Genomic DNA, 12942 nt, shown 5'->3' on the forward strand with positions numbered 1-12942 from the left:
ATTTCGAGAAAAGGCAACGATGAGTAGCGAAAAATAAGCCCTGAATAGAGTTGCTGAGCTGTGAATACAGGTTCTACATGTGAGAAAACCCAATAAAAAGCGAAAAACGGATGTTAGATACAAAATAATGTTCGTTTTTTCTGCTTTTATGGTATAATGGAAAAAATATCAATGAAATGGTGACAGAATGAAATTAAGAAGAAGTGAGCGGATGGTAGTGATTTCTAATTATCTCATGAACCATCCTTATGAACTAACTAGTTTAAATACCTTTGCTGAAAAGTATGAATCTGCTAAATCCTCTATTTCTGAGGACATCGTGATTATCAAGCGTGCCTTTGAAGAGATGGAAATTGGCCATGTCGAGACCATCACAGGCGCAGGTGGTGGGGTGATTTTTACTCCATCTATCTCAGACACAGAAGGGCGTGCTATGGTGGAAGAGTTGCGAGATAAGTTATCTGAGAGCAACCGAATCTTGCCTGGTGGCTATATCTACCTTTCTGATCTCTTGAGTACGCCAGCTATTCTCAAAAATATCGGGCGGATTATCGCAAAAGCTTTTCGTAAGCAAAAGATTGACGCGGTCATGACGGTCGCAACAAAAGGAGTTCCTCTAGCCAATGCCGTGGCAAATGTTTTAAATGTACCCTTTGTCATCGTCCGTAGAGATTTGAAAATTACAGAAGGCTCGACCGTCAGTGTGAATTATGTTTCAGGTTCAAGTGGGGATCGGATTGAAAAGATGTTTCTATCTAAACGTAGTTTAAAAGCTGGCAGCCGTGTCTTGATTGTAGATGATTTCCTAAAAGGAGGAGGAACCATCAATGGGATGGTCAGCCTTTTGGCAGAATTTGATTCAGAACTTGCAGGGGTAGCCGTCTTTGCAGATAATGCTCAAGCAGCGAGAGATAAATTTGACTATAAATCTCTCCTTAAAGTGACCAATATAGACGTCAAAGCTAGCAAAATTGATGTTGAAGTTGGAAATATTTTTGATAAAGAATGATGAGGTAATGACGTGAAAAGTCTATTTGACAAATTTGATCAAAGTCCGCTGTGGTCGCGTGTAACAGTCATCGTTGTCCTTATGGCTATTTTAGTATCAGGATTATTGATGGTTGGAAGACAGCGGGCAGAGGAGCAAAAGAAATTGCTTGCAAACCAACCTGCGACTGTACAAACTTCCTTGAGTGAGCGTGAAAAAGACCGCAAAGAACAGCAAAAATTGGAAAAAGAGATTGATATAGAGCTGAAAAAGATTGAAGCAACTCCTAAAAAAGAGAAAATTGCTCCCTTGAAAGAAAAAATTGCTAAAATCAAGGATAAGGCGATTCGAGATAAATTTGAGAAACGCTTAAAAGCTGTGGAGAGCAAGATTGAAGCAGAGGAAGAAAAAGCGAAAGCAAGTACCTCTAGTGAATCAACTTCTACACCAGCTTCTATACCGCCTGTATCATCAGAAGAAGCACCTGTTCAACCAAGTCAATCTGTACAGGAAGAAGAGGTTACAGTGACTCAACCAGTTCAGTCATTTGAGTCTGTCCAGCCGGTTCAACCCATTCAACCTGTTCAACCGACTCAGCCAATTCAACCGACGCGCCCAACAGCTCCGGTTACTACCCCAGAGCCTCCAGCGGCAGAACCCGTTATTTCACAGCCATCTTCAGAAGGCGATAGCACTTCATCTAGCACTGCGGAGTAGAGAAATCACTATATTCCTCATTTGTTAGAAAAAATGATTGACAAAAAAGTATCGTCGTGTTATAATAACAGACGGTACTTTTTACTTTTGGTCTCTCAAAAGTGTACAGAGACGTGCTGACAAATAGTTGCAAAGTACACACAGATGGTCGCTGTCACCAAGTGGATCATCACCCAAAAATAAAAAAATACAGGAGAATGTAGATGCCTACAATTAACCAATTGGTTCGCAAACCGCGTAAATCAAAAGTAGAAAAATCTAAATCACCAGCTTTGAACGTTGGTTACAACAGCCTTAAACGTGTTCCTACTCGTGAGAACTCACCACAAAAACGTGGTGTTGCAACTCGTGTTGGAACAATGACACCTAAAAAACCTAACTCAGCCCTTCGTAAATTTGCCCGTGTACGTTTGAGCAACTTGATCGAAGTTACTGCTTATATCCCAGGTATTGGACACAACCTTCAAGAGCACAGTGTGGTGCTTCTTCGTGGTGGACGTGTAAAAGACCTTCCAGGGGTACGTTACCATATCGTTCGTGGTGCACTTGATACAGCAGGTGTAAATGATCGTAAACAAGGCCGTTCTAAATACGGTACAAAACGTCCAAAAGGGTAAGAAAGGGGATAAAGATAAATGAGTCGTAAAAACCAAGCGCCTAAGCGCGAAGTATTGCCAGATCCGCTTTACAATTCAAAATTAGTAACACGCTTGATCAACCGCGTTATGCTTGACGGAAAACGTGGTACAGCTGCATCTATCGTTTACGGAGCTTTTGAACAAATCAAAGAAGCTACTGGTAACGATGCACTTGAAGTATTTGAAACAGCAATGGAAAACATCATGCCTGTACTTGAAGTGCGTGCACGTCGTGTTGGTGGATCTAACTACCAAGTCCCAGTTGAGGTTCGTCCAGAACGTCGTACAACTCTTGGACTTCGTTGGTTGGTAACAATCGCTCGTAACCGTGGTGAGCACACAATGGTTGACCGTCTTGCAAAAGAAATCATGGATGCAGCAAACAACACTGGTGCAGCTGTGAAGAAACGTGAAGATACTCACCGTATGGCAGAAGCGAACCGCGCGTTTGCACACTTCCGTTGGTAATATAGGATATGAAGGCGTTAAACAAATGCTAGCCAAAATAGGAAATTCGACGAAGAGTTTTAAAACTCTAGGAGAATTTATCTTTTTGGCAGACATTTGTAGCCTGAATTCAACTAATCTAAGATACTAAGGGCGTTAAAAACGTACAGTGAAAATAGGGAAGTGACGTGGTGTCTCTTGGACACAAGGAACTTCATCTTTTTCACCTAGCGTTTAGCCCGAGTTCAATTAAGATACAGAGACGCAGAGAGCAAGGACAAAATAGGTAAACTGACAACGAAGCTTGAGCTTCTAGGAAGTTTTATCTTTTTGGACTGGTTGCTCTCAAGTTGAGTTCAATTAAATCATTTCATTGAAAACGTATCTTTTACCAGCTTACAAACTAAACAAGCATGTTAGAACGGGTAGGTCTGCCTATCCGTTTTTTTCTAAAATATGCTATAATGAACTGTAAACAAATTTAACTAAATATAGGAGAACATAATGGCACGCGAATTTTCACTAGAAAAAACTCGTAATATCGGTATCATGGCCCACGTCGATGCCGGTAAAACAACTACAACCGAGCGTATTCTTTACTACACTGGTAAAATCCATAAAATCGGTGAAACACACGAAGGTGCTTCACAAATGGACTGGATGGAGCAAGAGCAAGAACGTGGTATCACAATCACATCTGCTGCGACAACTGCACAATGGAACAACCACCGCGTAAACATCATCGACACACCAGGACACGTGGACTTCACAATCGAAGTACAACGTTCTCTTCGTGTATTGGACGGTGCGGTTACCGTTCTTGACTCACAATCAGGGGTTGAGCCACAAACTGAAACAGTTTGGCGCCAAGCAACTGAGTACGGAGTTCCTCGTATTGTATTTGCCAACAAAATGGACAAAATCGGTGCAGACTTCCTTTACTCAGTAAGCACTCTTCATGATCGCTTGCAAGCAAATGCTCACCCAATCCAATTGCCAATCGGTTCAGAAGACGATTTCCGTGGAATCATCGACTTGATCAAGATGAAAGCTGAAATCTACACAAATGACCTTGGTACAGACATTCTTGAAGAAGATATTCCTGCTGAATACCTTGACCAAGCTCAAGAATACCGTGAAAAATTGGTAGAAGCAGTTGCTGAAACTGATGAAGAATTGATGATGAAATACCTTGAAGGTGAAGAAATCACAAATGAAGAGTTGAAAGCAGCTATCCGTAAAGCAACAATCAACGTTGAATTCTTCCCAGTATTGTGTGGTTCTGCCTTCAAAAACAAAGGTGTTCAATTGATGCTTGATGCGGTTATCGATTACCTTCCAAGCCCAGTTGATATCCCAGCAATCAAAGGTATCAACCCAGATACAGATGCTGAAGAAGAGCGTCCAGCTTCAGATGAAGAGCCATTTGCAGCCCTTGCCTTCAAAATCATGACTGACCCATTCGTAGGTCGTTTGACATTCTTCCGTGTTTACTCGGGTGTTCTTAACTCAGGTTCATACGTAATGAACACTTCTAAAGGTAAACGTGAACGTATCGGACGTATCCTTCAAATGCACGCAAACAGCCGTCAAGAAATCGAAACTGTTTACTCAGGTGATATCGCTGCTGCCGTTGGTTTGAAAGATACTACAACTGGTGACTCATTGACTGATGAAAAAGCAAAAGTTATCCTTGAGTCAATCAACGTTCCAGAACCAGTTATCCAATTGATGGTTGAACCAAAATCTAAAGCTGACCAAGATAAGATGGGTGTTGCCCTTTCTAAATTGGCTGAAGAAGATCCAACATTCCGCGTTGAAACAAATGTTGAAACTGGTGAAACAGTTATCTCAGGTATGGGTGAGCTTCACTTGGATGTCCTTGTTGACCGTATGCGTCGTGAATTCAAGGTTGAAGCAAACGTAGGTGCTCCTCAAGTATCTTATCGTGAAACATTCCGCGCTTCAACTCAAGCTCGTGGATTCTTCAAACGTCAATCAGGTGGTAAAGGTCAGTTCGGTGATGTATGGATTGAATTTACTCCAAACGAAGAAGGAAAAGGATTCGAGTTTGAAAACGCAATCGTCGGTGGTGTGGTTCCACGTGAATTCATCCCAGCGGTTGAAAAAGGTTTGGTTGAGTCTATGGCAAACGGTGTTCTTGCTGGATACCCAATCGTTGACGTAAAAGCAAAACTTTACGACGGTTCATACCACGATGTCGACTCATCTGAAACTGCCTTTAAAGTTGCGGCATCTCTTGCTCTTAAAGAAGCAGCGAAAACTGCACAACCTGCTATCCTTGAGCCAATGATGCTTGTAACAATCACAGTTCCAGAAGAAAACCTTGGAGATGTTATGGGGCACGTAACAGCTCGTCGTGGACGTGTAGACGGTATGGAAGCACATGGTAACAGCCAAATCGTTCGTGCGTATGTACCACTTGCAGAAATGTTCGGTTATGCAACAGTTCTTCGTTCTGCATCTCAAGGACGTGGTACATTCATGATGGTATTTGACCACTATGAAGATGTACCTAAGTCAGTACAAGAAGAAATCATTAAAAAACACAACGGTGAAGCTTAATCTCTTCATCTAGCATCTGCTCTTTAGCAGGTGCTTTTTTTAAAAAAATTTTTTAATATTTCTTCAAAAAATCATATTTTTTACGAATAGATAAGTAGAGGAATTTTTTAGGAAAAATGATCTGAAAAATTAGATGTTGATAGATTTTCTTAAAAATATATGCTATAATACCATAAAGAAATATTTAACAAGTCAGTGAGGAGATGGCTATGAGAAAAAAGATGTATAAAGCGAAAAAAAGATGGGTTGTTGCTACTGTTGCTATTGTCGGAATGATTGGAAACGCGGCTGCAGCTGCAGCAGATACGGAGAGTGTAAATACTCAGCCTGTACCAGATGTAAATAGTTCAGAAGTTAAGACCAATGCAGAGCCTACGATAGCAAATTCTGTAGAAATTCCAGAGAAGCCTTCAACAGCTGAAGAAAAAGTCGTAGAGACACCAGCCGTAGCGGTTGAAGAGGATAAGGCTGAAAAAACAGCCCAAGTTGAGACACCAGTTGTATCTGCTGAAGAGAACAAGCTTGAAAGATCAGCCTCAGTTGAGGCACCAGTCGAAGAAAAACAGCAAGGTTCAGCGTCTCAAGGAAATTACCAAGTTGTGAATAAGGTTATTTATTTGGATGCAGGACATGGTGGCAGTGATTCTGGTGCTAGCTATGGAGGCGTTCATGAAAAAGATTTAACTCTATCCATTCATAATCTTGTGAAAGAACAGTTACAAAGTGCTGGGTATGAAGTGAAATCTGCCCGAACTAACGATCGTTATGTTGAATTGCTAGATCGTTCTAGAGATGTGAATCAGTCAGCGTCTGATTTATTTGTCAGCATCCATATAAATGCGTCAAATGCCTCATCTCCACAAGGAATTGAAACTTACTGGTACGAGTATGACCGAGATTATCCTTCGCGTTTGAATGGTCAGTATCACATTGATCCAGAGCGTTTGAAACGCAGTGCCTATTTGGCAGAATCTATTCATAAAAATACGTTAGCCCAAAGTGGAGCAATCAACCGAGGTGTTCGTAGAACAACTTTTTCAGTTTTACGTGAAACAACTGCTCCAGCAGTATTAGTGGAGCTAGGCTATTTATCAACTCCTGCTGAACGTGCTAAATTGGTGAATCGTGACTATCAACAAAGATTAGCAACAGGAATTGTTGATGGTATTTTGGATTACTATCAACATTTCGGTTCAACTGTGACACGTCCAACAGCTACAACACCAAATATTTCAACTTCTAAACCAGCCACTTCCACCTCATCACTTCTACCAGATTCAGGTAGCTATACTTTCAAAGAGGCTGCAGGTGTGAAAAATGAAGCGAAGTTGTCAAGCCCCGACTTAGCGACCTATGAAGCAGGTCAAAGTGTTAACTATGACCGCACCTTGACAGCCGAAGGTTACCAATGGTTGAGCTATGTTTCTTACAGTGGCAGTCGTCGTTATGTACCTGTGGTTAAACTGCAAGAAGCAGTCAAACCGGTCGAAACTAAACCAACGGCGCAGCCGGCTCCAAGTAAACCAGTTGAAAGCAAGCCAGCCGTAGTGAACCAAAATCTCCTTCCAGATTCCGGTAGCTATATCTTCAAAGAGGCTGCAGGTGTGAAAAATGAAGCGAAGTTGTCAAGTCCCGACTTAGCGACCTATGAAGCAGGTCAAAGTGTTAACTATGACCGCACCTTGACAGCCGAAGGTTACCAATGGTTGAGCTATGTTTCTTACAGTGGCAGTCGTCGTTATGTACCTGTGGTTAAACTGCAAGAAGCAGTCAAACCAGTCGAGACTAAACCAACTGAAAGTAAACCATCCGAGACTAAACCAACGGCGCAGCCGGCTCCAAGTAAACCAGTTGAAAGCAAGCCAGCCGTAGTGAACCAAAATCTCCTCCCCGATTCCGGTAGCTATATCTTCAAAGAGGCTGCAGGTGTGAAAAATGAAGCTAAGCTGTCAAGTCCCGACTTAGCGACCTATGAAGCAGGTCAAAGTGTTAACTATGACCGCACCTTGACAGCCGAAGGTTACCAATGGTTGAGCTATGTTTCTTACAGTGGCAGTCGTCGTTATGTCCCTGTGGTTAAGCTACAAGAAGTAGTTAAACCAGTAGAAGCCAAACCAACCGAAACTAAAGCAACTCCAAGTAAACCAGTTGAAAGCAAGCCAGCCGTAGTGAATCAAAATCTTCTACCAGATTCAGGTAGCTATATCTTCAAAGAGGCTGCAGGTGTGAAAAATGAAGCTAAGCTGTCAAGTCCAGACTTAGCGACCTATGAAGCAGGTCAAAGTGTTAACTATGACCGCACCTTGACAGCCGAAGGTTACCAATGGTTGAGTTACGTTTCTTACAGTGGTAGTCGTCGTTATGTCCCTGTGGTAAAATTGCAAGAAGCGGTTAAACCAGTAGCAACCAAACCAACAGAAAGTAAACCATCCGAGACTAAACCAACTGCACAGCCAACTCCAAGTAAGCCAGTTGAAAGCAAGCCAGCCGTAGCGAATCAAAATCTCCTTCCTGATTCAGGTAGCTATACATTTAAAGAGCGTGCCGGTGTGAAAAATGAAGCGAAGTTGTCAAGTCCTGATTTGGCGACCTACGAAGCAGGTCAAAGTGTGAACTATGATCGTACGTTGACATCCGAAGGCTATCAATGGTTGAGTTACGTTTCTTACAGTGGCAGCCGTCGCTATGTTCCAGTGGTTAAATTGCAGGAAGCAGTCAAACCAGTAGAGACTAAACCAACGGCACAGCCAACTCCAAGTAAGCCAGTTGAAAGCAAGCCAGTCGTAGCGAATCAAACACTTCTACCAGATTCAGGTAGCTATACGTTCAAAGAGCGTGCCGGTGTGAAAAATGAAGCGAAGTTGTCAAGTCCAGACCTAGCAACCTACGAAGCAGGCCAAAGTGTGAACTATGACCGCACGTTGACATCCGAAGGTTACCAATGGTTGAGCTATGTTTCTTACAGTGGCAACCGTCGTTATGTTCCTGTTGTCAAACTGCAAGAAGCGGTTAAACCAGTAGAAACCAAACCAACAGAAAGTAAACCATCCGAGACTAAACCAACGGCACAGCCAACTCCAAGTAAGCCAGTTGAAAGCAAGCCAGTCGTAGCGAATCAAACTCTTCTACCAGATTCAGGTAGCTATACGTTCAAAGAGCGTGCCGGTGTGAAAAATGAAGCGAAGTTGTCAAGTCCAGACCTAGCGACCTACGAAGCAGGCCAAAGTGTGAACTATGACCGTACGTTGACATCCGAAGGCTATCAATGGTTGAGTTACGTTTCTTACAGTGGCAACCGTCGTTATGTTCCTGTGGTTAAATTGCAAGAAGCAGTTAAACCAGTAGAAACCAAACCAACAGAAAGTAAACCATCCGAGACTAAACCAACGGCACAGCCAACTCCAAGTAAGCCAGTTGAAAATAAACCAGCTGTATCTAATCAAACTCTTCTACCAGATTCAGGCAGCTATACGTTCAAAGAGCGTGCCGGTGTGAAAAATGAAGCGAAGTTGTCAAGTCCAGACCTAGCAACCTACGAAGCAGGCCAAAGTGTGAACTATGACCGCACGTTGACATCCGAAGGTTACCAATGGTTGAGCTATGTTTCTTACAGTGGCAACCGTCGTTATGTTCCTGTGGTAAAATTACCAGAGGGGAGGTAAAACCCACAGCAACTAAGCCTGAAATTCCAGTAAAACCAGTAGATAAATCAGAAACAGCATTTGGAACAGTTTCTATTTCGGATATTGATAAACAAAATTATACATTTACTACAACTATTACTAATGCAAAACACGAAGCTGGTATTAAGAGTGTTAAAGTAGCAGTATGGTCAGATAGTAACGGTCAAGATGATTTGGAATGGTATGTAGCAACCAAACAAAAAGATGGTACTTATAATATCCATACTTACTATGAACTAGGCAATAATAAGCTAGTTGGAATTGCTAATAATACAATTCAGGTAACGACTCCAGCTCCTCGTGAGTATATTAAGAAAGAGCTTGCAGCTATTAAAACACAGTTTGAGCAGTTGTTTAATAAAGTACCAGGAGATAAATCTTTAGTCGTTATGCCAACAGATGGAACAGAATTATTATCGATTAATGATAACGTTCAACGTTCTGCATCTACAATCAAGTTGTTTATCATGGCTAGTGCTTTTGCAAAAGCAGAGCGTGGGGAATTGAACTTAAGTAAAGCTTACACTGTCAAATCATCAGATATTGTGGAGGCTTCCGTAGCTTTGACTGGAAAGGCAGGAAAGACTTATACCTTAGATGATATTACTCGCATGATGGTTCAATATAGTGATAATACTGCAACAAATATTATGATTACTGCTGTTGGTGGCGTAAAAGCAGTGAATGATGAAATTCGTCGTTTAGGATATACCAAAACTACTTTGAATCGTTATATGAGAATTCCATCTCAGATTAATGCAGGGTTGGAAAACTATATCTCTGCTGTTGAAGCAACTGACTTGTTGAAGAATATTTATAATACTGCATCAACAGCTAGTGCGAATTCTGATCGTTCTATGCTCAATAAACTGTCTAATAATTATTATAAATTATGGTTGCCAGCTACTATCCAAGGAATTGCCCAAACTTGGGATAAACCTGGGAATGATCCAGCCTTTGGTGTAGAAAATGATATTGCGATTATAAAGAAACATGGACGTGCTTATGCAGTAGGATTGTTAACGCAAGGACCAGGAAGCAATGGTTTCACGAATACAAACCGTTTTGCACAATTTGGTCGCGGAATTGCAAATTTACTATAAATGTAACAAGTAAATTGTTCGTATAAGAATTGGGAGTGAGATTCTATCATGATTTCGAAGAAATCGATTTTGTAGTCTTCGCTTTCCAGTTTTTAGGCTCAGGTATCAATAGTCCGCTGGGGTGTTCATATCCCGCAAGGTTGATGTGGCTCGTAGAATAGTGATTTATCATGGATAAGTGAATCATAACTTTCTGTTCTCTTAAACGGCTCCACTGGAGCGTTGAACCCAGCGATAACGATTGCATCAAGCTATTCAAACTATAAACATAAGGGCACTTTGTCAACTGTAGTGGGTAGATGAGAATCTAAACCCGAGAGAGGATCTTAATGTTCCTCTCTTTTTTAATGTTTAAGGTGATGAGAATTTTGGTTTTAAAGTTACTAAAGTTTCTAAAACCAAAAGCTTGTCGTTTGATATCTTTGATAAGTTTGTTGGTAGCTTCTAGCTTAGCATTAGAATAGGGAAGCTCTAAAGCGTTCCTAATATATTTCTTGTATCGTAGAAAAGTTTTGAAAACTTTCTTAAAAGGTGGATTAACAAGCTTTATAGTATCTTCCATAAGTGAAAAAAAGTGAAGGCTATTCTTTTCTTGAAAGTGGAATAAGAGGAGCTGATAGAGATCGTAATAGAATTGAAGTTCATCTGAGAATTTAAGCGTTATATCCACGATTTCTTTAGGTGTTCTCGTTTCACGTAGTGTCCGCGAATAGAAGAGTTTATCAGAGAGCTTGCGGCTGTCTTTGTGGAGTATTCGCCAGTGATTCTTCAAGATAGGGTAAGGTAATGACTGCTTATCAAACTGCTTCATAATAGCGATTCTAGATGCCATCATGGCACGGTTGAGATGTTGGATGATATGGAAGCGGTCGAGGACAATTTTGGCATTAGGAAAGAGCAGCTTGATGATGGGAATGTAAGCCCCGGACATGTCTAGGGTGAAGACTTTAACCTCCTTTCTAGCTTCTTTAGAATATTTATAGAAATAGTTTTTGATGGTAGTTTGACGATTATTCTCAAGGATAGCAATGATCTTTTTCGTCTTGTAATCTTGAGCAATGAAGGCTAGTTTTCCCTTGTTTCTAGAAGAATTCATCCCAAGATAGGATATCAGGAAGTCTTGAGAAGTCTTCTTTGAAGGTGAATTGAGTAAGCTTTCGCTGTACGGTAGAGACAGACACGTGGTTCTTCTTAGCGATATCAGAGTTCGTTAGTCTTTCAGTATGATCAGCCGTCATTTTCTGCCAGACAGGTTCAGAAATTTGGTAATTCTTTCTCACCAGGGGTGTTTCAGCCACGGTGACACGCCGGCACTGTTTACACTGGAAACGGCGTTTCCGTAATTTAATGACAGTAGGCATAGCTTGAACGTCTAGGAATGGAATGGTGGACACTCGTTGAAAATCATATTTTCCCATCTTACCTTGGCAATGAGGGCACAAAGGAGGTAGGTAATCTAGAGTAGCTTTGATGATAAGATGGGAGTCAGTTTTCAGAACTTCCATAATCGTAATATGTTTGTCTTTTATTCCGATGAGTTGTGTGGTATTATTAATGTGTTCCATAAGTTACTTTCTAATGATGGTTTAGTCACTTTTCATTATAAGATTTATGGGACTTTTTTGTACGGCGAATTGTCAAATTAAGTGCACATTTATCCCATAAAAAATTTCATAAGGTGTTTTCCAGTTTAGACATTTTCGTGGTCTGTTGTTTAATTTATCTTCCCATTCCTGAATGATCAAGTGTTCTACCTCTGTTAAGTCACTTCCTTTTGGAAAATACTCTCGCAATAAGCCATTTGTATTCTCGTTTGTTCCTCGTTGCCAAGGAGCATGAGGATCAGGAAAATAGACTTCGACATTTAGTTTCTCGGTGAGTTCAGGATGTCCTGAGAATTCCTTACCTCTATCAGGAGTCACTGTTTCTTTTGGTAGGGACTCTAACATATTTACCATGGCTTCTATAACCAATTTACTTTTCTTGACAGCTACTTTCTGAATTTTGAGGAAGCGGGAATGCCTATCAGTGAGTGTTACTAGGCAAGCTTTTCCAGTCTTTCCAGCAACAGTATCGGCTTCCCAATCACCTATTCTCGAGCGTTCATTAGCTGCTGTTGGCCTCTCATGAATGGTATGAGAAATAGGAATTTTTCCTCGCTTTTCCACATGGGATTGTGTATGGCGTGTTTTACCATGGTGACGAAGTTTGCGAACACCCCCACGAGCACCATGTGAAAGAGGCGTGTCGTCAAAGTGACCGCGATAGATAGCTCTATAAATGGTTTGATAACTAATGACGGGTCTTTCTCGTTCTAAACGTAATCGCCCCTCAATTTCTTCTGGCGACCATTGACACTCAAGAAAAAGATGCTTGACGGTCTGACTGAGTTCAGTGTCTATTTCTAATTTCCTTTTTCGCCCACAATGCGATTTAGCGAGATGATAAGCTGTTTGTGCCCTACTAGGCGAATAGTTGCCTTGTTTTGAATGACGTTTTAATTCACGGCTAATACTTGAGGGGTGCCGATGTAATAGTCGTGCTATTTGAGAAAAGGTCATCCCTTTAGTACGATAAATCAGAATACTTTCTCGTTCATCTATGGTAAAATGATGGTAGCTCATAAGATTTCCTTTCGTAAGATGTTTGTTCAGTTTTATTTTACTAGAAAAAATCTTATGAGTTTTTATTGTGCACTTATATTGTAAATTCAAGACTCAAAAAGCCCTATAAGTCCTGTGGCGGGAGTTACCCACTACAGAAATTATAGAGCCAACATA

General features: G+C 41.1%; 10 protein-coding genes. 7 read left to right on the forward strand and 3 right to left on the reverse strand.

Annotated features, from left to right (window positions below; all coding sequences use genetic code 11):
• Window positions 1–187 precede the first annotated feature (187 nt).
• From purR to AB1I63_09250, 7 genes are all read left to right on the forward strand, one after another.
• Complete coding sequence (purR, locus tag AB1I63_09220; protein ID MEW4355011.1) at window positions 188–1009, forward strand: pur operon repressor; 822 nt, start codon at window positions 188–190, stop codon at window positions 1007–1009.
• 12 nt (window positions 1010–1021) lie between these two features.
• Window positions 1022–1705 (forward strand): hypothetical protein, encoded by a 684-nt coding sequence (locus tag AB1I63_09225; protein MEW4355012.1) that lies wholly within the window; start codon window positions 1022–1024, stop codon window positions 1703–1705.
• A 203-nt stretch (window positions 1706–1908) separates the two neighbouring features.
• Window positions 1909–2322, forward strand: coding sequence for a 30S ribosomal protein S12 (gene rpsL / locus AB1I63_09230; protein MEW4355013.1), 414 nt, complete (start codon window positions 1909–1911; stop codon window positions 2320–2322).
• 18 nt (window positions 2323–2340) lie between these two features.
• Window positions 2341–2811, forward strand: a complete 471-nt coding sequence (gene rpsG / locus AB1I63_09235) for a 30S ribosomal protein S7 (protein ID MEW4355014.1) — start codon at window positions 2341–2343, stop codon at window positions 2809–2811.
• 483 nt (window positions 2812–3294) lie between these two features.
• Window positions 3295–5376 carry an elongation factor G gene (gene fusA, locus AB1I63_09240; protein MEW4355015.1) on the forward strand — a complete coding sequence of 694 codons (2082 nt, stop codon included), beginning with the start codon at window positions 3295–3297 and terminating at the stop codon, window positions 5374–5376.
• A 209-nt stretch (window positions 5377–5585) separates the two neighbouring features.
• A complete protein-coding gene (locus AB1I63_09245) occupies window positions 5586–9038 on the forward strand; it encodes an SH3 domain-containing protein (protein ID MEW4355016.1) in 3453 nt (1150 codons plus the stop codon).
• Window positions 8966–10162 carry a serine hydrolase gene (locus tag AB1I63_09250; GenBank protein ID MEW4355017.1) on the forward strand — a complete coding sequence of 399 codons (1197 nt, stop codon included), beginning with the start codon at window positions 8966–8968 and terminating at the stop codon, window positions 10160–10162. The genes AB1I63_09245 and AB1I63_09250 overlap by 73 nt, the downstream gene beginning before the upstream one ends.
• A 307-nt stretch (window positions 10163–10469) precedes the next feature.
• Here AB1I63_09250 and AB1I63_09255 read toward each other — a convergent pair whose 3' ends face one another.
• The 3 genes from AB1I63_09255 to AB1I63_09265 all read right to left on the reverse strand — a co-directional run bounded on the left by AB1I63_09255 (window position 10470) and on the right by AB1I63_09265 (window position 12786).
• Window positions 10470–11363: an ISL3 family transposase gene (locus AB1I63_09255; protein MEW4355018.1), complete on the reverse strand. Its 894-nt coding sequence runs from the start codon at window positions 11361–11363 to the stop codon at window positions 10470–10472.
• On the reverse strand, window positions 11245–11727 hold the full coding sequence (locus AB1I63_09260; GenBank protein ID MEW4355019.1) for a transposase family protein: 483 nt from the start codon (window positions 11725–11727) through the stop codon (window positions 11245–11247). Before AB1I63_09260 ends, AB1I63_09255 begins: the two co-directional genes overlap by 119 nt.
• A gap of 72 nt (window positions 11728–11799) precedes the next feature.
• Entirely contained in the window at window positions 11800–12786 is a 987-nt protein-coding gene (locus AB1I63_09265) for an IS30 family transposase (GenBank protein MEW4355020.1), read from the reverse strand.
• Window positions 12787–12942 lie beyond the last annotated feature (156 nt).

It is taken from the genome of Streptococcus pneumoniae (genome assembly GCA_040719455.1).
Classification (GTDB): Bacteria; Bacillota; Bacilli; order Lactobacillales; family Streptococcaceae; genus Streptococcus; species Streptococcus pneumoniae_G.